We start from the raw sequence: 19,841 nt of genomic DNA, 5'->3' as shown, positions 1-19,841 counted from the left end.
CCTTTACCTGTCCGGGGTCGAATGACGACTATGCCGAACAGTCCCGCGTCTCGCCTAGTCCCGTTCGTCGAGCGGCTCCTCGGTGGCTCCCTCCCGGTCGGTCTCCGCACCTGGGACGGCGTGCGCGCCGGGCCGCCGGACGCCCCGACCGTGGTGCTCCGCAACCGGCGCGCCCTGCGCCGTCTCCTCTACTCCCCCGGCGAGCTGGGTCTCGCGAGGGCCTATGTCTCCGGTGATCTCGACGTCGAAGGCGACCTCGCCGACGGATTCCGCCGGATCTGGGCGCTGACCCGGTCGGGCGCCGTCCGCGGCGCGAAGCTCGGGCCCCGTGAATGGGCCGAAGCGCTCCGGCTAGCGGTGAGTCTCGGCGTCGTAGGGCCGCCGCCCAAACCACCCGCCGAAGAGGCCCGGCTCTCCGGGAAGCTGCACACGCTGCTCCGCGACAAGTCGGCGATCGCGCACCACTACGACCTCAGCAACGCCTTCTACCAGCTGCTGATGGACGAATCGATGGCCTACTCGTCGGCGTACTGGACGTCCGAGGACGACGGCTACGACCTCGAACAGGCCCAGTGGGACAAGCTCGAGCTGATCTGCCGCAAGCTCGGGCTGCGGCCGGGGATGCGGCTGCTCGACGTCGGCTGCGGCTGGGGCTCGCTCCTGGTCCATGCGGCCAAGCACCACGGCGTGGACGCCGTCGGCATCACGCTTTCGGCGGAACAGCTGCAGCACATCCGCGGCCGCCTCGCCCAGCACGACCTGGAGGATCGCGTCGAGGTCCGGCGGCAGGACTATCGCGAGCTGACCGACGAGCCATTCGACGCCGTCGCCACCATCGAGATGGGTGAGCACGTCGGCGAAGAGAACTACCCCGAGTACACGCGGACGCTGTACCGGATGCTCAAGCCCACCGGACGGCTGGTCCTGCAGCAGATGTCCCGCGGCGCGGTGGCCCCGGGCGGCGGCGCGTTCATCGAGCGCTACATCGCCCCCGACATGACGATGCGGCCGCTGAGCCGCACGCTCGGGCATCTGGAGACGGCCGGGTTCGAAATCCGCGACGTCCACGCGCTGCGCGAGCATTATGTGCGTACGGTCCGGGCATGGGAGAAAACGCTCGAAAGCAACTGGGACGACGTCGTGGCGCTGATCGGTGAATCCGGCGCGCGGGTCTGGCGGCTCTACCTGGTCGGCGGCGCGCTCGCGTTCGAGGAGAACCGGATGGGCGTGGACCAGATCCTCGCGGTCCGCTCGTCCGAACAGGGGTTGAGCGCGCTTCCCGCCACCCGGGAGTGGTCCTGATGTCCCTCGGGGGGACCCTGCTCGTCACCGCCGGGGTGACCCTGCTGGCGGTCTTCGTCACGTTCGGCATCGCGCTGGCGCGCAAGCGGTACGACACCATCGACACGTTCTGGGGGCCGGGCTTCGCGCTCGTCGCGCTGGTCGCGGCCCCGCTCGGGGACGGATCGGTGGCGCTGCGAGTGGTCGCCGCGGCCTTGACCGCGATCTGGGGCGTGCGCCTCGGCGTGCACCTCCACCTGCGCAACCACAAGCTGCCCGAAGACCCGCGCTATGTGCGGATGGTGGAGAACGCCGGCCCGAATCCGGCGCTCAAGCTGTTCGTCCGGGTGTACCTGCTCCAGGCGGTGGTGCTCTGGTTCGTCTCGCTGCCGGTCCAGTTCGCGATGTACGGCGATTCCTTCGGCGTGACGGCGTGGCTGGGTGTCGCGGTGTGGCTGGTCGGTTTCGGGTTCGAGACGATCGGCGACGAGCAGCTGCGCCGGTTCAAGGCCGACCCTGACAACAAGGGGAAGGTCCTCGACAGCGGGCTGTGGCGCTACACCCGGCATCCCAACTACTTCGGGGACGCGTGCGTGTGGTGGGGCCTGTACCTGCTGGCCTGTTCGAGCTGGGTGGGGGCGGCGACGATCCTGTCGCCGATCGCGATGACGTACACGCTGGCCAAGGGCACCGGAAAACCCTTGCTGGAGAAGGGTTTGCAGCGTTCCCGGCCGGGGTACGCGACGTACGTCGAGCGGACCAGCGGGTTCTTCCCGCTGCCCCCTCGCCGCGTTACTCCCCGGTAAGCCCGTCGATCGATTCGCGCAACAGGTCGAGGTGTCCGGCGTGCCTGCCGGTCTCCTCGATCATGTGCGCGACCACGAACCGGACGTTGACCTGGCGATCGCCGCGGAAGGCGACCTCGTCGTCCAGCCCCATCCGCGCGACGACCTTGCGGCTCCGCTCACACTCGGCCTCGTAGGCGGCGATCAGCTGCTCGATCGGGGTCTTCATGGCGACCCGGAACTCGGCGTCGGGGTCGGCCTCGAGCGCTTCCTTCCAGAGGTCCTCCTGGCCGTCGAGCACCACGTTGAACCAGTACTGCTCGACCAGGGTCAGATGCCCGAGCAGCCCGGCGATGGTGGTCAGCTCGCTGGGCACGAGCGGCCGCCTGGCCTGCTCGTCGGTGAGGCCGGAGCACTTCCACACGACGGTGGCGCGGAGGAAGTCGAGAAAGCCGTTCAGCTGGGTGCGCTCGTCGCCGGTGAGCGGCGGTTCGGGGCGCTTCGGTTCGTCGGTCATGGTGCTGCAGTCTGCCGGTTTCCTCGGATGATCCGCTAACGAGTTACCCGCGCCGGGCTGTCCGCCATCTGCCGCACGTCCGTGGTCCATGTCCGAGCGGGGTCCCATCGTTCGAGTGAAACCGACGGCAGTTAGCGCCCCCGAAACATGACGACCACCCGCTCGTCATGTCAGGCTGGTGCAGTTGTGCACATCGCCCCCCGGTTCCGAGAAAGGTCACTGATGTCAGGCCCCCAGCTGAGCGCACTCGATGTCGCTTTCCTTTGCATGGAAAGCGAAACGACGCCCATGCACATGGGCGCGGTGGTCACCTTCCGTCCGCATGGGCAGGTGCACGCGCGTAAGCTGACCGCGCTGCTGGCCGAGCGGGCCGCACGGATCCCGAAGCTGCGTCAGCGCCCCCGCACCGCGCTGTTCCCGCTCGGCGCCGCCGTCTGGGCGGACGACCCGGGTTTCGTTGCCAGTGAACATATTTCACATCACCACCTGAGCTCCCTGTACGAACCGGATCCGCTCTCCGCCTACGCGTCGCGCTGGATGGGACGACCGCTCGACACCGGAAAACCCTTGTGGGACTTGCATCTCGTCACCGGCCTGCCGGACGGCGAGTTCGCGTTGCTGTTGAAACTGCACCACGCGCTCACCGACGGGGCGGGCGCTTACGCCGTCGCCGCGGGCCTGCTCGACACGGTCCCTCGCGCCGTCAGGCGCCCGCACAGCGGTGCCGTACCTCCCGCGCCGCGGTCCCCTGTGGACGCCGTCAAGGACGCCTTCGGTTCCACCCTCGCCCAGGCGGGCGAGTCGGCGGGGATCGCTTCGTCGGTCGTCCGCGCGACCCGTTCACCGCTGTCCCCGATCAGCGCGCCGCCGTCGACCGAGCGACGGCTCGGCCTCGTCCGGCTGGACACCGGCGAGATCCGGCGGATCCGCCGGACCCATGGCGGGACCGCCAACGACGTCGTGCTGGCGATCCTCGCCGGCGCGCTGCGCGAATGGATGATCAACCGCGGCCAGCGGGCCGACGACCGGACCCTGCGGGCGCTCATCCCGGTCAGCGTGCGCGGCCGGTCCGCCGAGCAACTGGGCGGGAACAAGCTGTCCGGCTACCTCTGCGATCTGCCGGTCGGCCTCGACGATCCGGTGAAGCGGCTGCTGGCCGTCCAGCGCGAGATGAGCCGGAACAAGGCCGCGGGCCCCGGCCGGGGCGCGGGCGCGTTCCCGCTGCTCGCCGACCGGATGCCGCCGATGCTGCACCGGCTCGGCAGCAGGGCCGCCGGGCTGGCCGCACCGCTGCTGTTCGATCTCGTGGTCACCACGGTGCCGGTGCCGCCCAACAGGCTCACCCTCGACGGGACGCGGCTCGAAAGCGTGTACCCCTTCGTGCCGCTGGCGCCGCGGCAGGCGGTCGGGATCGCAGTGGCGACCTACCGCGACTCCGTCCACATCGGACTGCAGGCGAACGGGGCCGCGGTTTCGGATGTGGGCTCGCTGCGGGACGGCGTGCTCAAGTCCGCCGCGAGGCTGCTGGACACCGCTTAGCGCGGGAGGCGCCGCCGTCAGCCGCGAAGCATCTCCGCGACCAGGAACGCCAGCTCCAGTGACTGCTGAGTGTTCAGCCGCGGGTCGCACGCGGTCTCGTACCGGCCCGAAAGGTCCAGATCCGAGATCTCCTGCGCGCCGCCGAGGCATTCGGTGACGTCCTCGCCGGTCAGCTCGACGTGGATGCCGCCGGGGTACGTGCCAAGCTTGCGGTGCACCTCGAAGAAGCCCTGGACCTCGTCCACGATGCGGTCGAAGTGCCGGGTCTTGTAGCCCGTCGACGCCTCGTGGGTGTTGCCGTGCATCGGGTCGCACTGCCAGATGACCTTGTGCCCGGACGCCTCGACCTTCTCGACGATCGCGGGCAGCACCTCGCGGACCTTGCCGTTGCCCATCCGGGCGATCAGCGTCAGGCGGCCGGGCTCGTTGCGCGGGTCGAGCCGCCGGACGTATTCGACGGCCTGTTCGGGCGTGGTCGTCGGGCCGATCTTGAGCCCGATCGGGTTGGCCAGCAGTTCGGCGAACGCGATGTGCGCGCCGTCGAGCTGCCGGGTCCGCTCGCCGACCCACAGGAAGTGCGACGACAGGTTGTACAGCTTCGGGTTCGTCGCGTCCGCGCGATCCATCCGCAGCATGGAGCGCTCGTAGTCCAGCAGCAGCGCCTCGTGGCTGGCGAAGATCTCGGTGGACTGGAGCGAGGTGTCGGTGACGCCGCAGGCCGACATGAACCGCAGGCCGCGGTCGATCTCCGCGGCCAGCGCCTCGTAGCGCTCGCTGGCGGGCGAGGACTTCACGAAGTCCTTGTTCCAGTCGTGCACCTGGTGCAGATCCGCCATCCCGGCGCCGGTGAGCGCGCGGACGAGGTTCATCGCGGCACCCGCGTTGGCGTACGCGCGGATCATCCGGCCCGGGTCGGGCACGCGGAGTTCGGGCTTGGCGACGAGCGAGTTGATGATGTCGCCGCGGTACACCGGCAGGCCGAGCGCGTCGGTGGAGGCCGAACGCGGCTTCGCGTACTGGCCCGCGATCCGGCCGACCTTCACCACCGGCAGGCTCGCGCCGTAGGTGAGGACGACGGCCATCTGCAGCAGGGTGCGCAGGTTGGCGCGGATGTGCGGTTCGGTGTTCGACTCGAACGTCTCCGCGCAGTCACCGCCCTGCAGCAGGAACGCCTCACCGCGGGCGACCATGGCGAGCCTGTCGGAGAGCCTGTCGATCTCGGCGGGGACGGTGATCGGCGGCACACTCTCCAGCACGCCGCGTACGCGCCTCGTCAGCTCGGGGTCCGGCCATTCGGGCTGCTGCGCGGCGGGCCGGGAAAGCGCGTCGTCGAGCCGGTTGCGCAGCTCGGGCGGCAGAGGAGGCAGTTCGGGGAGCGTGTCGACGGGAACGTCCACTGTCCAGTTCACCGGCCCAGGATATGCCGAGCCGAAAGCCGCCCGCCCACCGGGACAAAAGTCCCAAACGGTGGACGGGCGGCGGCGAAGATCAGGCGGCCTGCGCCTTGTTGTAGAGGTTCTGCGCGTCCGTGCCGAAGTACGGACCGAACATGTACCCGGGCAGGAAGGTGTAGCCGAAACTGTTCACCGACGCCTGGACGCCGGTACCGGTCGCCTCACTGAAGTTGAGGAACCACGGGCCGCCGCTCGAACCGCCGGTCATGTTGCAGTTCATGCCGTGGTCCTTGGTCAGCAGGAAATCGGTGAACGTGCTTCCGCTGCAATAGATCAGCTTCGTGCCGTCGTACGGCGCCGCCGCCGGATACCCGAACGTGTACATCGACTGGTTGCGCGCCTGGTTGAACGCGATCCCCTGCGCGCCGACGACGTCGGTCAGCTTCTGCCCGTTGAGCGGGTTGACCACGGCCGCGCCGATGTCGTAGTTCATGTCCTCGCTCGCTTCCCACTGAGGAGTGGTCAGCGTGCTCTTCGCGGCCCAGGTGCCGTAGGGCGTGTTGCCGTTGTCATAACCGGGCGCGAAGGTCCAGTTGGTGTGCCAGGCACCCTGGTACTTCACGCAGTGCCCGGCGGTGATCACGACACTGCCGTTCGTGCTGGTGACCGCGTCGCCGGAGCACGAAGCGTTGCGCCCGCCCATGATGAAGAACACGCGGCCGGCGGTCTGGACGACCTTGCCCGCCCCCGTCCACGCGCCGCCGCCGTTGGGAATGCTCTGGATGATCGTGCTCTCACCCTTGGCGACGTCCTTGGGCGAAAGGTTCGGGGCCTTCACCAGCTGCTCGATCGGCACCGCCGACCGCATCCGCTCAGGCGTCCAGTAGGCCGCCACCGCTTGTGCGTCGACAGCCGCTTGATGGTGGACCGGTCCGGCTTGGGCGGGACTCGCGACCGCTGTCAGCGCCGTCACCGCCAGCCCCACGAGCGCCCCCAGGATCCCCATCCGGGAAACCGTCCTCTTCATGGCGTACCACCTTTCGCCACCGGTGAATTGCCGTATGACTTGTACGGCAATTCGAAAGTATTTGTCCGGCTACCGGGCGTACAAGGGACCGTTCGGCCGCATCCGTGGCGGTGCATGGGCCGTTCGGCCCAACAATCAGGCGCAGTGGGAATCGGCGGCGGGAAGGACACCGTCCCGCAGATCTTCCGCTCCCCCAGCGCTTCGCGGATCCGGTCCATGTCGCGGGCCGTGTTCGCGGTGGTCATGTGCGGCAAGAGATCCGCGGTCTTGGACGCGACGCTGCCCCCTACCGCGTCGGACCGGAGCCTGACTCCGGCCCTCCATCTTGGGTGGGAGCCGCCCCCTGCCGTTCGTCATCCCCGCCGGGTGTCAGGAAAGGGGCTTTCAGGACGAAAAACGTCTTGAAAGCCCCTTTCCTGACATCTCTGCAGTGCTCAGACGACGGCGAGCGGAAGCGCCGTCGGGTGCACCGGCGAGGGCAGGTCCGAAGCGCCGGTGAGGTAGGCGTCGACGGCACTCGCCACCGAACGTCCTTCGGCGATCGCCCACACCACCAACGAGGCACCGCGGTGCGCGTCGCCGCAGACGAACACGCCGGGCGAGGAGGTCTGCCAGTCCACGCCGCACGAGAGCGTGCCGCGTTTGGTCAGCGAAAGCCCGAGCCCGTCCAGCAGCGGCATGTGCTCGACACCTTCGAACCCGATCGCGAGCAGCACGAGATCGGCGGGCAGTTCCTCGATCTCGTCGTTGACCGGGAGGACCTCGCGGCGGCCGGTCTCGCGATCCTTCTGGACCTTGACCTGCTGGAGTTCGACAGCGCGCACGTTGCCGTTCTCGTCGCCGACGAAACGCTTGACCGCGACGGCGAACTTGCGCTCGCCCGCCTCCTCGTGCGCCGGGTAGGTGCGGAGGATGTAGGGCCAGGTCGGCCACGGCGAGCGCTCGTCGTCCCTTGTGGACGGTGGCGTCGGGTACTGGTCCAGCTGGGTCACCGAAAGCGCGCCCTGCCGGGTCGCGGTGCCGTACGAGTCGGCCCCGGTGTCACCGCCGCCGATGATGACGACGTGCTTGCCCGCCGCGTCCACCGGCGACGGGCCGTCGCCCTCGACGTACTTGTTGGCCGGGACCAGATGCTCCATCGCCAGGTGGATACCGGACAGCTCGCGTCCGGGCGTCGTCGTGTCGTCGCGGCCGCGCAGCGCGCCCACGGCGAGCACCACCGCGTCGTAGCCCGCCCGCAGTTCCTCGACGGTCAGATCGACGCCGACCTCGCAGCCGGTGACGAACTTCGTGCCCTCCTTGCGGAGTTGCGCGAGCCGCCGGTCGAGGACCTTCTTCTCCATCTTGAACTCGGGGATGCCGTACCGCAGCAGGCCGCCGAGCCGGTCGTCCCGTTCGTAGACGGTCACCTCGTGGCCGGCGCGGGTCAGCTGCTGCGCGGCGGCGAGCCCGGCGGGACCGGAACCGACGACCGCGACCCGCTGTCCCGACGACACCGCCGAGACCTGCGGCTGCACGTAGCCCGCTTCCCAGGACTGGTCGGCGATCGTCTGCTCGACCCGTTTGATCGACACCGGCCCGCCGGACAAGGGCGAGATCGACAGGACGCAGCCCGCCTCGCACGGCGCGGGGCACAGCTTCCCGGTGAACTCGGGGAAGTTGTTCGTCGCGTGGAGCCGGTCGCTCGCCGCGGCCCAGTCACCGCGGCGCACCAGGTCGTTCCACTCCGGGATCAGGTTGCCCAGCGGGCACCCGGAACCACCGGAGTGACAGAACGGGATGCCGCAGTCCATGCACCGCGAAGCCTGCTTGCGCACCTTTTCGTTGCGCTCAGCGGGTTCCACGTCGGCGTAGACCTCGCCCCAGGTGGCGAGACGGTCCTCTTTGGACTTCTTCTTCGGCTCTTCGCGTTCGTGCTTCAGGAAACCCGTCGGATCAGCCACGAGCGGCCTCCATGATCGCTTCGTCGACGTCGCGGCCCGCGGCACGCGCCGCCTTCGCCGCGTCAAGGACACGCTGGTAGTCGCGGGGCATCACCTTGGTGAACGCCGCCGAGCGGCGCGGCCAGTCACCGAGCAGCGACGCGGCCACGGCCGAACGTGTGAGGTCGTAATGCTTCTGCACGGTCTTCTTGAGCCAGGCGAGATCCTCCGACGACGGCGTCAGAAGGTTGACCATCTCCTCGTTGACCCGGCCGCGGTCGAGGTCGAGCACGTAGGCCTCGCCACCGGACATGCCGGCCGCGAGGTTGCGCCCGGTCGGGCCGAGCACCACGGCCTGCCCGCCGGTCATGTACTCGAAGGCGTGGTCGCCGACGCCCTCGGCGACCACCACGGCGCCGGAGTTGCGCACGCAGAACCGTTCGCCGACCTGGCCGCGCAGGAACATCTCCCCGCCGGTGGCCCCGTAGGCGAGGGTGTTACCGGCGATGGTCTGGCCTTCCGCGGCGAACTTCGCGTCCGGATGCGGGCGCACGATGATCCGCCCGCCCGAAAGCCCCTTGCCGACGTAGTCGTTCGCGTCGCCGACCATGTCGAGCGTGATGCCGCGCGGCAGGAACGCGCCGAGCGACTGCCCGGCGGAACCGGTCAGCATCACGTGGATCGTGTCCTCTGGCAGGCCTTCACCGCCGTAGCGGCGCGTGATCTCGGAACCGAGCAGCGTGCCGACGGTCCGGTTCACGTTCCGCACCGGCAGTTCCAGCCGGACCGGATGCGCGTCCTCCAGCGCCGCCTCGGCGAGCTGGATCAGCGTCCGGTCGAGTGCGTGTTCCAGGCCGTGGTCCTGCGTCCGGGTGCGCCGCTTCGCCCCGCCGTACGGGGTCTCTTTCGGCATCTCGAAGATCGGCGACAGGTCGAGCCCGGAGGCCTTCCAGTGCTCGATCGCCTTGTCGGTGTCCAGGATCTCGGCGTGGCCGATGGCCTCGTCGAGCGTGCGGAAACCGAGTGCCGCCAGCGTTTCCCGTACTTCTTCGGCGACGAACCGGAAGTAGTTGACGACGTGGTCGGCCTGGCCGGTGTACCGCTTGCGCAGATCCGGGCTCTGGGTCGCGACGCCGACCGGGCAGGTGTCGAGGTGGCAGACGCGCATCATGACGCAGCCTTCGACGATCAGCGGCGCCGTCGCGAAGCCGTACTCCTCCGCGCCGAGCAGCGCGGCGATGACGACGTCCTTGCCGGTCTTCATCGCACCGTCGACCTGCACGGTGATCCGGTCACGCAAACCGTTGAGCAGCAACGTCTGCTGGGTCTCGGCGAGCCCGATCTCCCACGGCGTGCCCGCGTGCTTGAGCGAGTTCATCGGGGAGGCACCGGTGCCGCCGTCGTGGCCGGAGATCAGCACGACGTCGGCGTGCGCCTTGGACACGCCCGCCGCGACCGTGCCGACGCCGAGCGAGGACACCAGCTTCACGTGGATGCGGGCGTTCTCGTTGGCGTTCTTGAGGTCGTGGATCAGCTGGGCGAGATCCTCGATCGAATAGATGTCGTGGTGCGGGGGCGGCGAGATGAGCCCGACACCCGGCGTCGAGTGCCGCGTCCGCGCGATCCACGGGTAGACCTTGTTCGGCGGCAGCTGCCCGCCCTCGCCCGGCTTCGCGCCCTGCGCCATCTTGATCTGGATGTCGTCGGCGTTGACCAGGTACTCGCTCGTGACGCCGAACCGGCCGCTCGCGACCTGCTTGATCGCGCTGCGCCGGGTCGGGTCGTAAAGCCGCTCGGGGTCTTCCCCGCCCTCGCCGGTGTTGGACCGGCCGCCGATGCGGTTCATCGCGATCGCGAGGGTTTCGTGTGCCTCGGCCGAAATCGAACCGTAGGACATCGCGCCGGTGTTGAAGCGCTTGAAGATCGCCTCGACCGGCTCGACCTCGTCCAGCGGGACGGGTTCGCGCGCGCCCTCGCGGAAGGCGAACAGCCCGCGCAGCGCGCCGCCCTGGCGGTAGAGGCGGTGGACCTCGTCGGAGTACTGCTTGTACACCTCTTCGCGGCCGGTCTTCGTCGCGTGCTGCAACAGGAAGACGGTCTCCGGGGTGAACAGGTGCAGTTCGCCTTCCCTGCGGTACGCGTACTCACCGCCGGTCTCGAGTCCACGGTGGACGCGATCGGTCGGGTTGTCCGGGTACGCGCGGCGGTGGCGCGTGGCGACCTCTTCGGCGAGCACGCTCAGGCCGACGCCGCCGAGTTTGGACGACGTCCCGGTGAAGTACTCGTCGAGCAGATCCTGGCTCAGCCCCAAGGATTCGAAGACCTGCGCCGCGGTGTAAGCGCCGACGGTCGAGATGCCCATCTTCGACATGATCTTCAGGACGCCTTTGACGAGCGCCTTGACGTAGTTCTGGATCGCCTTGGCGGGCTCGATACCGGTGATGGCACCGGTGGAGATCATGTCCTCGATGGTCTCGAAGGCCAGGTACGGGTTCACCGCGGCGGCGCCGTAGCCGAGCAGGACGGCGACGTGGTGGACCTCGCGGGCGTCACCGGTCTCGACGACCAGCGCGACGCGGAGCCTTTCCTTGGTGCGCACCAGATGGTGGTGCACCGAGGACACCAGCAGCAGCGACGGGATCGGCGCCATGCGGTGGTCGGAGTCGCGGTCGGACAACACGAGCGTGCGCGCGCCCGCCGCGATCGCCTCGGAGGCCTCGCGGCGGACCCGTTCGATCGCGGACGCCAGCGCGTCGGCCCCGCCGTCCACTTCGTACAGTCCCGAAAGGACACTGCACGCGAAGCCGGGAAGGTCGCCGTCGTCGTTGATGTGGATCAGCTTGGCGAGTTCGTCGTTGTCGATCACCGGATACGGCAGCTGCACGTGGCGGCAGGAGGCCGGGCCGGGGGCGAGCAGGTTCCGCTCGGGGCCCATGATCCGGCTCATCGAGGTGACGAGCTCTTCGCGGATCGCGTCCAGCGGCGGGTTGGTGACCTGCGCGAAGTTCTGCTTGAAGTAGTCGTAGAGCAGCCGCGAACGCTGTGACAGCACTGCGGGCGGGGTGTCCGAGCCCATCGAGCCGATCGGCTCCATGCCCTTGATCACCATCGGCGCGAGGAGGATCTTCAGCTCTTCTTCGGTGTAGCCGAAGGAAAGCTGGCGCCGCAGCACGGAATCGTGACTCTGCACGATGTGGTCGCGGTCCGGCAGATCGGCGATCTGCAGCAGCCCGGCGTGCAGCCAGCCCTCGTACGGGAGTTCCTTGGCCAGCTCCGACTTGACCTCTTCGTCGTCGACGATCCGGCCCGCCTCGGTGTCCACCAGGAACATGCGGCCGGGCTTGAGACGACCCTTGGCCACGACGTCCGCGGGGGCGACGTCGAGGACCCCGGCCTCACTGGCCAGCACGACCCTGTCGTCGGCGGTGCGCCACCATCGAGCGGGGCGCAGGCCGTTGCGGTCCAGCACCGCGCCGACGAGCGTGCCGTCGGTGAAGGTGACACAGGCCGGGCCGTCCCACGGCTCCATGAGGCTGGCGTGGAACTGGTAGAACGCACGACGCTGGGCGTTCATCCCGGCGTGGTTCTCCCACGCCTCGGGGATCATCATCAGGACCGCGTGCGGCAACGACCGCCCGCCGAGGTGCAGCAGCTCCAGCACCTCGTCGAACGAGGCGGAGTCCGACGCGTCGGCCGAGCAGATCGGGTACAGCCGGGTGAGGTCGCCGGTGATGAGGTCCGATTCCAGCAGCGCCTCACGGGCGCGCATGCGGTTGCGGTTGCCGCGGATGGTGTTGATCTCGCCGTTGTGCGCGACGAACCGGAACGGATGCGCCAGCGGCCACGACGGGAAGGTGTTGGTGGAGAACCGGGAGTGCACGAGCGCGATGGCGCTGGCGAGCCGGGTGTCGGTCAGGTCGGTGAAGAAGAGCGGGAGCTGCTCGGGGGTCAGCATTCCCTTGTAGACGATCGTCCGCGAGGACAGCGACGGGAAGTAGGTGCCGCAGCCCGCGGTCACGCTCTCGTTCTCGACGCGCTTGCGCAGGCAGAAGGCAAGGCGATCCAGTTCGAGCCCGCCGGGGCGGCTTCCGCCCGCCTCCTGGGCCGCGACGAACAGCATCACGAAATGCGGCATCACCGAACGCGCCGTCGGGCCGATGTCGGCGCGATCGGCGTCGACAGGGACCTCTCGCCAGCCGAGGACGTCGAGGCCCTCTTCGGTGGCGATGCGCTCGATCAGGGCGACGGCCTTGCCGCGCTCCTCGGCGTCCGAGGGCAGGAAACCGATCCCGGTCGCGTAAGTCTGCTGACCATCGGCGCCCGCCTCGGGCAGGGTGAAGTCCGCTTCCGCGCGCAACAGCTCGTCGGGCAGCTGCACCAGGATGCCCGCGCCGTCGCCACTGGTCGGCTCCGCGCCCGCGGCACCGCGATGGTCGAGATTCGTCAGCGCGGAAAGACCGTCGGTGACGATGCCGTGCGACCTTCGTCCGCGGACGTCGGCCACCATGGCCACACCGCAGGAGTCCTGTTCGGATTCGGGATCGTAAAGACCTTGTTTGCCGGGAATGGCGGAGAAGATCATGAAGGGACCTCCTTCGTCGTCTGTGCTCAGCGGCCGGACGGGCCGGCCGGGGGAATGCGCACGGGACGACGATGGCCCGTTCGTTAGCGCGACTTTAACACCTGGGAAACACGGCGGCATCAGTTCGGCGGGCGCGAAAGCCACCCGATGGGTAACGATCTGGATGTCCGGAACGACTGAGTTCCTGATGGGGTCACGATAGTTCGTCCCGCTAAGTATATGGCCTGTCGCGGGATGTCGAGAGACGCGGTGAAGCGACCCTAGTCACTCCCGGCGCCCTCCGCATGTCAGAGCCCAAAAAGTAGAACGTGTTACAGTTCCGCGCATGATCCTGGACCGCTTCCGGTTCACCGACCAGGTCGCCGGAATTCGGACGGCTGGACGTGGTGGTCGACAAAGTCGGTGGCACCTATCCCCGGTCCCTGCTGGAAACGACCGCGGATCTCCTCGAAGAAGCCTTTCGCTTCAACGTCCTCCACCGCGCATGCGCTGACCGTCGCGGCGGCACCGTCCTTGCTGGAGGCGGGCGCGGGCCGGTACGTCACCGGCAAGATCATCGAAGTCGACGCATGCCGGCAGGCCCCGAACCTGGAACTGGGCCTGCCCGATCTGTAGGAGGCGAACGCCGTGCGCGTGGTCCAGTGGAGTACCGGGAACGTCGGCCGTCACGCGCTGGCGGGGATAGCCGCGCGGCCCGATCTCGACCTGGCCGGGGTCTGGGTTTCGAGCGAGGCCAAGGCCGGTGTGGACGCGGGGGAACTGGCCGGGCTCGGGCGTTCGCTCGGTGTCGCGGCGACCACCGACGCGGACGCGCTCATCGCCCTGAAGCCGGACTGCGTGCTCTACACGGCGATGGCCGACGACAGGCTCGTCGAAGCCGTCGAGGACCTGAAACGGTTCCTGCGCGCGGGGATCAACGTGGTCTCCAGCAGCCCGGTGTTCCTCCAATACCCCGAAGGCGTCGTCCCGGCGGAGATGATCGAACCGATCCGCGAGGCGGCCCGGGAAGGCGGCGCTTCGCTGTGGGTCAACGGCATCGACCCCGGTTTCGCCAACGACTGGCTGCCGCTGGTGCTCACCGGCGTGTGCGAACGGATCGACGAGGTTCGCTGTCTGGAGATCCTCGACTACTCGACGTACAACCAGGCCAAGGTCCTGTTCGACATCATGGGCTTCGGGCGGGAGATGGACGACCTTCCCTTGCTGCTGCAGCCCGGAGTGCTGTCGCTGGCCTGGGGCAGCGTCGTGCGGCAGCTCGCGGCGGGGCTGGACGTCGAACTCGACTCCGTCGAGGAGGTCTATGAACGGCTTCCGGCGCCCGAGACGTTCGAGATCGCCTCGGGGACGATCAAGGAGGGTACGGCGGCGGCGCTGCGGTTCGAGGTGCGCGGTATGCGCGGCGGACGGGCGGTGTGCGTACTGGAGCACATCACGCGGCTGCGCGGCGACCTCGGCCCGGAGTGGCCGCAGCCGTCCGGGCAGGGTTGCTACCGCGTCCAGGTGACCGGGGAGCCCAACTACGTGCTGGACCTTCGGCTGGTCGGGAGCGACGGCGACCACAACACGGCCGGGCTGAAGGCGACCGCGATGCGGCTGGTGAACGCGATCCCGGCGGTGGTGGCGGCTCCGCCGGGGCTGCTGACGGCGCTGGACCTGCCTTTGGTGACCGGACGGGGCCTGGTCTCCCCCTGACGCCCGAGCCAGTCCGTGAGGGCCTCCTTGAGGGACCCAGGGTCCCTCAAGGAGGCCCTCACGGACTTGCGTGACCCCGGCCCTGCCGGAGGTACGCCACGCGCTGCGCTACTTCTCGGAGTCGGGCTTCGGGTCCTCGGTCGCCTTGTCGGCGGCCGAGTCCCGGACGGTGTCCGGAGCCGCCCCCACCTCCGCGTGCTCCTCGTCCTTGGCCTCGGCCTCGGCAGGCGAAGCGGCAGTGCCGGAAGCGGCAGCAGTGTCGGAGGAGGAGGCAGCGGCAGCGGAGTCCTCGCGTGGCACGTCCTTGCTCCACAGCGTTTCCGGCGCTTCCCGCGGCCCCCGCTTGGCGGCCACCACGAAGTAGGCGATCGCCGCGGCGAACAGCAGGATCGACGTCCACACGTTGACCCGCAGGCCGAGGATGTGGTTCGCGGTGTCGGTCCGCATCATCTCGATCCAGAACCGGCCCGCGGTGTACCCGGCGACGTACAGCGCGAACACGCGGCCGTGGCCGAGGCGGAACTTCTTGTCCGCCCAGATGACCAGCAGCGCGACACCGAGGTTCCAGATCAGTTCGTACAGGAACGTCGGGTGCACCGGGCTGTCCGGCAGCGGGACGTGCCCGATGGCGATGCCGTTCAGGAAGTCGTCCGGGTTGGTCGGGTTGTAGCGCTGGTAGATCTCCAGGCCCCACGGCAGGTCGGTGTGCGCGCCGTAGAGCTCCTGGTTGAAGTAGTTGCCGAGCCGCCCGATGGCCTGCGCGATCACGATCCCCGGCGCGAGCGCGTCCGCCATCGCGGGCAGCGGGATGCCCCGGCGGCGGCAGGCGATCAGCGCGCCGACGGCGCCGAGCGCGATCGCGCCCCAGATGCCGAGGCCACCGTCCCAGATCTTCAGCGCGTTGATCGGGTTCTTGCCCTCGCCGAAGTACAGCTGGTTGTCGGTGATGACGTGGTACAACCGCCCGCCGACCAGGCCGAACGGGACCGCGAAGACGGCGACGTCGATGACGGTGCCCTTGGTGCCGCCGCGGTTCACCCAGCGCCGTTCGCCCAGCCAGATCGCCACGATGATGCCGGCGATGATGCAGAGCGCGTAGGCACGGATCGGGACCGGCCCGATATGCCAGACGCCCTGGTCGGGACTGGGGATGGTCGCGAGGAACGCTGCCGAGGCGGTATTCACGGAGGCCACCGTAGCGCTTCATCCACTTCTTGGGGGCGTCAGCCCTCGACGGCGGCCAAATAGCCCGCGATCAGCGCCGAAGCGACGTGCCCGACTGCGGCGTCCGGCGGCAGGAAGACCTCGTCGTGCAGGCTCGGCGCGCCCGCGGTGTCGCCGAGGCCGACGAACATCATCAGGCCGCGCGTCACTCCGCAGTAATGCGCGAAATCGTCGGCGCCGAACGACCGGAACTCGGTGTCCACCCCGGCTCCGGCGCGGACGAGCCGCCGGTGCGCGCGCTGGGTGAGCCCGGCGTCGTTGTGCAGCACCGGTTCGCACGGGGTGATCTCCAGTTCCGCCCGGCAGCCGTGCGCCTTCGCGGTGCCGTGGACGATCTCGGCGAGCCCCTCCAGCGCGAGGTCGCGGTCCTCGGCGCGCATCAGCCGCAGCGAGCCCGACAGGCGGGCCTCGTTCGGTACGACGTTCGCCGTCTTCCCCGCCTCGATCCGGCCGACCGAGCAGACCGCGCCGAACACCGGGTCGACCCGGCGGCTCGCGAGCTGCTGCAGGCTCACCACGATCTGGCTGAGCGCGAGGATCGGATCCCGCAGCAGGTGCGGGTAACCGGCGTGCCCGCCCTGGCCGCGGACGACCACGTCGAACTCGTCGGTGGAGGCGTTGACCGGTCCCGGCACGGCCGACACCACACCCGCCGCGAGCCGCGGCTGGACGTGCGCGCCGATGACCGTGCCGACGCCGTACTCGGTGAGCACGCCCGACTCGACGATGTCCAGCGCGCCGGACGGCGAGGTCTCTTCACGCGGCTGCAGGAGCGCGAGGATCGGCCGCGGCACCCCGACGGCGACCGCGGCGCGGCAGGTGGCGACGAGCGCGGCCATGTGCACGTCGTGCCCGCACGCGTGCATCAGCGGCGTCTCCGAGGCCCACGGGACCCCGGTCCGCTCGGTGACCGGCAGCGCGTCCAGTTCGGTCCGCAGCGCGACGGCGGGTCCCGGCCCGGTGCCGGGGAACAACACGGCCCGCCCGGTCTTGGCGATCCGCACCCCCTCGCCGGCCCCCAGCGCCTCGACGAGTACGGCCGCGGTGTCCTCTTCGTCCCCCGAAGCACGAGGATCGGCGTGCACCCGGTGCCGCAGCCCGATCGCGGACGGCAGCTCAGCCTCGACGGCCGCCTCCCACCGGTCCTGCAGTTCGTCCAGTTCCGTCATATCCCCTCCAGTCCGTACACCCGTTCGGCGTTGCGGTGCCCCACCAGGGCCGTGATCCGGCGTGCGTCCACTTCGGACAGTACGTCGGCGGACAGCCCGGCGTACAGGAAGTCCGACAGTCCTTGCCGGAACAGCCCGGTGCCGAGGTGGTACAGCTCGGCGAGCCCGAACGCGTCGGTGGAGAACAGCAGTTTCCCGAACGGCACGATCTCCATTGTCTCCGCGATGATCGCGGGCGCACGGTGACCGGCGTTGTGCGTCGCGAGACCCACGTCGACGAACACGTGCTCGAACACCTGCGCCAGATACGCGGCGTTCCGGTGGAAGGGGTAGTTGTGCAGCAGCATGATCGGCACCCCGCGTGACCGCGTCGCCCGCAGCAGCCCGGTGAGCAGCAGCGGATCGCAGCGGTGCAGGTCCACGTCGGAGTCGCCGAAACCGACGTGGAACTGGACCGGGAGGGCCAGGTCGAGCCCGGTCCAGATCAGGAACCGGTGCAGGACCTCGTCGGCGAGCCGGACCGGTTCACCCGCCTCGATCCTGGAGAGCCAGCGACCGGCCGCCTCGGTGACCTCGGCGTCCGTCGGGCGCTCCCCCGCCAGGTCGAGGCCGACGCGGTAGGCGGCGATGGACTTGAACCCCACCGCCGTCGTGGCGCGTTTCGCCAGTTCCGCGGTGAAAGCGGCGGCGAACCCCGCGGCCGTGCTCGACTCCACGACGACTTCGGCGACCTGTTCGAGCCGGACGATGTCCCGCGCGCGGGCGGCGGACAGGGCCGCGAACTGCTCGGTCGTGGTCAGCGTGTCCGGCAGGAAACCACCGTCGAGCAGGAACTCGGTCGTGCCGGTGGCGCGCAGGAACCGCGCGTTGACCTCGGTGGCGCCCAGTTCGGCGCGACGGGCCAGATAGACCTCGGCCGGGACGTGCGGCGGCAGGTCGAGCACCGGCGCGCAGCGGGCACGGACCGCGAGCCCGATCAGCGAGTCGAACAAGGTCGTGCCCAGCGACGAGACGGTGTCGGCCTCGGTGAGCATCTGCTCGAACTCGATCCGGCCGAGATCGCCGGTGACGACACCGTGGCAGTGATGGTCCACCAGCGGCATCTCGGCGACGAACGGCAGAAGTCCGGGTCCCGGCATGGCACGTCCCTTCCGATGATCGACGAATGCGCTCACCCTAGGGCCGGAGCCGGACGTGGCAAGGGGCTCGCGATGAGGCCAGGATGAGGAATCATGGTGAACCGGGAAGCACTGACCGCCCGCGCGACCGCCCTCACCGGGGAACTCCGGGCACGGGGTGTCGAACTCGTGGCGCTGACCTTCGTGGACAACGCCGGGATCGCGCGGGTCAAGGCGGTGCCGCTGCGCAAGCTGGCGTCCGCGGCCGCCTGGGGTGTCGGTGCTTCGAATTCCTTCGACTTCTTCGGTTCCGACGACGGCATCACCGGCGGTGAGCATTCGCTCGGACCGGTCGGTGACGTGCGGTTGCATCCGGATCTCGACGCGCTGACCGTGCTCGCCGGGCAACCCGGCTGGGCGTGGGCGCCGGTGACGAAGCTCGACCAGGAAGGCGAGCCGCATCCGCAGGATCCGCGCGCCCTCCTCATGACCGCGGTCGACGGGCTCGCCGCACGCGGTCACCGGGCGCTGATGAGTTTCGAACTCGAATGGGTGGTCACCAGCGCCGACGCCCCGGACGATCCGACGTCGGCCACCGCGGGCCCGGCCTATGGCTACGCCCGGCTTTCCGAGCGCGCGGACTACCTCCGCGCGCTCGTGTCCACTTTGGACCAGCAGGGCGCCGGGGTGGAACAGATCCATCCCGAGTACGCCGACGGACAGTTCGAACTGTCCGTCACCGCCGCCGATCCGGTGCGCGCGGCCGACGTCGCCGTCCTGACGAAGGAGACGATTCGCGCGCTCAGCCACCGGCACGGGCTGAAGGCGTCCTTCACCCCGAAGTTCGCGCCCGAGGGCGTCGGCAACGGCGGCCATGTGCATCTGAGCGTCTGGGACGGTTCCCGGAACCTTTTCTCCGGCGGGGAAAGGATCTTCGGGCTGACGCGGGTCGCGGAATCCTTCAGCGCGGGCATCTTGCGGCGGCTTCCCGCGCTGCTCGCGATCGGGGCGCCGTCGGTCGTCAGCTATCTGAGGCTGGAGCCGCACCATTGGGCCGGGGTGTACACCGCGTGGGGGCTGGAGAACCGGGAGACGCCGTTGAGGCTGGTGCGCGGGGTCGCCGGGAACCGGGACGCGGCGGCGAACCTCGAGGTCAAATGCTTCGATCTGACCGCGAATCCGTACCTGCTGGCGGCCGCCCTGCTGTTCGCCGGGATGGCCGGTACCGACGAGGAGGCGGCACTGCCGGAGCCGGTGGACGTCGATCCGGGAACACTCACCGGCGAAGAACGCGGTGCACGCGGAATCGAGCGGCTGCCGGTGAAACTGGCGGACGCCGTCGCGGCGTTCGAAGCGGACAAGGATCTGGCGGCCGCTTTCGGCGCGCCACTGGCCACGACGATCATGGACGTCCGGCGGGCGGAGATCGAGCGGTTCGCGCACGCGAGCGCGAAGGAGATCACCGAGGCACAGCGGTGGCGGCACTGACCCTGTAGCGGGGGGGGGGGGGGGGGGGGGGGGGGGGGGGGGGGGGGGGGGGGGGGGGGGGGGGGGGGGGGGGGGGGGGGGGGGGGGGGGGGGGGGGGGGGGG

14 protein-coding genes are annotated in these 19,841 nt (G+C 69.5%); 6 read left to right on the top strand and 8 right to left on the bottom strand.

From position 1 onward, the window contains the following. Nucleotides 1-30: 30 nt before the first annotated feature. Together ACZ5IK_RS44460 and ACZ5IK_RS44455 are read left to right on the top strand one after the other, a co-directional pair. Nucleotides 31-1,302, top strand: coding sequence for a class I SAM-dependent methyltransferase (locus ACZ5IK_RS44460; protein ID WP_465493240.1), 1,272 nt, complete (start codon nucleotides 31-33; stop codon nucleotides 1,300-1,302). Next, on the top strand, nucleotides 1,302-2,087 hold the full coding sequence (locus tag ACZ5IK_RS44455; protein WP_465493239.1) for a DUF1295 domain-containing protein: 786 nt from the start codon (nucleotides 1,302-1,304) through the stop codon (nucleotides 2,085-2,087). Before ACZ5IK_RS44460 ends, ACZ5IK_RS44455 begins: the two co-directional genes overlap by 1 nt. Here ACZ5IK_RS44455 and ACZ5IK_RS44450 read toward each other — a convergent pair. After that, nucleotides 2,074-2,583: a DinB family protein gene (locus ACZ5IK_RS44450; protein ID WP_465493238.1), complete on the bottom strand. Its 510-nt coding sequence runs from the start codon at nucleotides 2,581-2,583 to the stop codon at nucleotides 2,074-2,076. The two genes, ACZ5IK_RS44455 and ACZ5IK_RS44450, sit on opposite strands and share 14 nt — an antisense overlap. Before the next feature lie 222 nt (nucleotides 2,584-2,805). Here ACZ5IK_RS44450 and ACZ5IK_RS44445 point away from each other — a divergent pair, with 222 nt between their 5' ends. Further along, entirely contained in the window at nucleotides 2,806-4,122 is a 1,317-nt protein-coding gene (locus ACZ5IK_RS44445) for a wax ester/triacylglycerol synthase family O-acyltransferase (RefSeq protein ID WP_465493237.1), read from the top strand. 17 nt (nucleotides 4,123-4,139) lie between these two features. On the opposite strand, the gene ACZ5IK_RS44440 is transcribed toward ACZ5IK_RS44445, so the two are convergent. From ACZ5IK_RS44440 to gltB, 4 genes are all read right to left on the bottom strand, one after another. Further along, a complete protein-coding gene (locus ACZ5IK_RS44440; protein ID WP_168214365.1) occupies nucleotides 4,140-5,531 on the bottom strand; it encodes a class II 3-deoxy-7-phosphoheptulonate synthase in 1,392 nt (463 codons plus the stop codon). 79 nt (nucleotides 5,532-5,610) lie between these two features. Beyond that, nucleotides 5,611-6,543, bottom strand: coding sequence for a trypsin-like serine peptidase (locus ACZ5IK_RS44435; RefSeq protein ID WP_465493236.1), 933 nt, complete (start codon nucleotides 6,541-6,543; stop codon nucleotides 5,611-5,613). A 434-nt stretch (nucleotides 6,544-6,977) separates the two neighbouring features. Beyond that, complete coding sequence (locus tag ACZ5IK_RS44430) at nucleotides 6,978-8,486, bottom strand: glutamate synthase subunit beta (RefSeq protein WP_101609405.1); 1,509 nt, start codon at nucleotides 8,484-8,486, stop codon at nucleotides 6,978-6,980. Further along, on the bottom strand, nucleotides 8,479-13,047 hold the full coding sequence (gene gltB, locus ACZ5IK_RS44425; protein WP_465493235.1) for a glutamate synthase large subunit: 4,569 nt from the start codon (nucleotides 13,045-13,047) through the stop codon (nucleotides 8,479-8,481). Before gltB ends, ACZ5IK_RS44430 begins: the two co-directional genes overlap by 8 nt. 402 nt (nucleotides 13,048-13,449) lie before the next feature. On the opposite strand from gltB, the gene ACZ5IK_RS44420 reads away from it, so the two are divergent. Beyond that, a complete protein-coding gene (locus ACZ5IK_RS44420) occupies nucleotides 13,450-13,662 on the top strand; it encodes a hypothetical protein (RefSeq protein WP_465493234.1) in 213 nt (70 codons plus the stop codon). A gap of 12 nt (nucleotides 13,663-13,674) precedes the next feature. Beyond that, the gene (locus ACZ5IK_RS44415; RefSeq protein WP_465493233.1) at nucleotides 13,675-14,739 is read left to right on the top strand and encodes an NAD(P)H-dependent amine dehydrogenase family protein; all 1,065 of its coding nucleotides are present in this window, start codon (nucleotides 13,675-13,677) and stop codon (nucleotides 14,737-14,739) included. 108 nt (nucleotides 14,740-14,847) lie between these two features. Here the strand turns inward: ACZ5IK_RS44415 and lgt are convergent, their stop codons facing one another. From lgt to ACZ5IK_RS44400, 3 genes are read right to left on the bottom strand one after another with little or no spacing between them, the layout of a single operon-like run. After that, nucleotides 14,848-15,933 (bottom strand): prolipoprotein diacylglyceryl transferase, encoded by a 1,086-nt coding sequence (lgt, locus tag ACZ5IK_RS44410; RefSeq protein WP_465493232.1) that lies wholly within the window; start codon nucleotides 15,931-15,933, stop codon nucleotides 14,848-14,850. Between the two features lie 29 nt (nucleotides 15,934-15,962). Next, nucleotides 15,963-17,132: a M20 metallopeptidase family protein gene (locus tag ACZ5IK_RS44405; protein WP_465493231.1), complete on the bottom strand. Its 1,170-nt coding sequence runs from the start codon at nucleotides 17,130-17,132 to the stop codon at nucleotides 15,963-15,965. Beyond that, nucleotides 17,129-18,271: an amidohydrolase family protein gene (locus ACZ5IK_RS44400; protein WP_465493230.1), complete on the bottom strand. Its 1,143-nt coding sequence runs from the start codon at nucleotides 18,269-18,271 to the stop codon at nucleotides 17,129-17,131. Before ACZ5IK_RS44400 ends, ACZ5IK_RS44405 begins: the two co-directional genes overlap by 4 nt. Before the next feature lie 93 nt (nucleotides 18,272-18,364). Between ACZ5IK_RS44400 and ACZ5IK_RS44395 the strand changes: the two genes are divergently transcribed. Continuing rightward, nucleotides 18,365-19,738: a type I glutamate--ammonia ligase gene (locus ACZ5IK_RS44395; RefSeq protein ID WP_465493229.1), complete on the top strand. Its 1,374-nt coding sequence runs from the start codon at nucleotides 18,365-18,367 to the stop codon at nucleotides 19,736-19,738. The last annotated feature ends 103 nt before the right edge of the window (nucleotides 19,739-19,841 follow it).

This window comes from Amycolatopsis sp. NPDC031561 (genome assembly GCF_055580625.1).
The sequence above is the reverse complement of the archived record's forward strand: the minus strand, read 5'-3'. Positions and strand labels throughout refer to the sequence as shown.

What these genes read in the sequence shown, in the direction of transcription:
- ACZ5IK_RS44460 (WP_465493240.1), top strand. Translation starts at nt 31, where the DNA reads ATGCCGAACAGTCCCGCGTCTCGCCTAGTCCCGTTCGTCGAGCGGCTC.
- ACZ5IK_RS44455 (WP_465493239.1), top strand. Translation starts at nt 1,302, where the DNA reads ATGTCCCTCGGGGGGACCCTGCTCGTCACCGCCGGGGTGACCCTGCTG.
- ACZ5IK_RS44450 (WP_465493238.1), bottom strand. Translation starts at nt 2,583, where the DNA reads ATGACCGACGAACCGAAGCGCCCCGAACCGCCGCTCACCGGCGACGAG.
- ACZ5IK_RS44445 (WP_465493237.1), top strand. Translation starts at nt 2,806, where the DNA reads ATGTCAGGCCCCCAGCTGAGCGCACTCGATGTCGCTTTCCTTTGCATG.
- ACZ5IK_RS44435 (WP_465493236.1), bottom strand. Translation starts at nt 6,543, where the DNA reads ATGAAGAGGACGGTTTCCCGGATGGGGATCCTGGGGGCGCTCGTGGGG.
- gltB (WP_465493235.1), bottom strand. Translation starts at nt 13,047, where the DNA reads ATGATCTTCTCCGCCATTCCCGGCAAACAAGGTCTTTACGATCCCGAA.
- ACZ5IK_RS44405 (WP_465493231.1), bottom strand. Translation starts at nt 17,132, where the DNA reads ATGACGGAACTGGACGAACTGCAGGACCGGTGGGAGGCGGCCGTCGAG.
- ACZ5IK_RS44400 (WP_465493230.1), bottom strand. Translation starts at nt 18,271, where the DNA reads ATGCCGGGACCCGGACTTCTGCCGTTCGTCGCCGAGATGCCGCTGGTG.
- ACZ5IK_RS44395 (WP_465493229.1), top strand. Translation starts at nt 18,365, where the DNA reads ATGGTGAACCGGGAAGCACTGACCGCCCGCGCGACCGCCCTCACCGGG.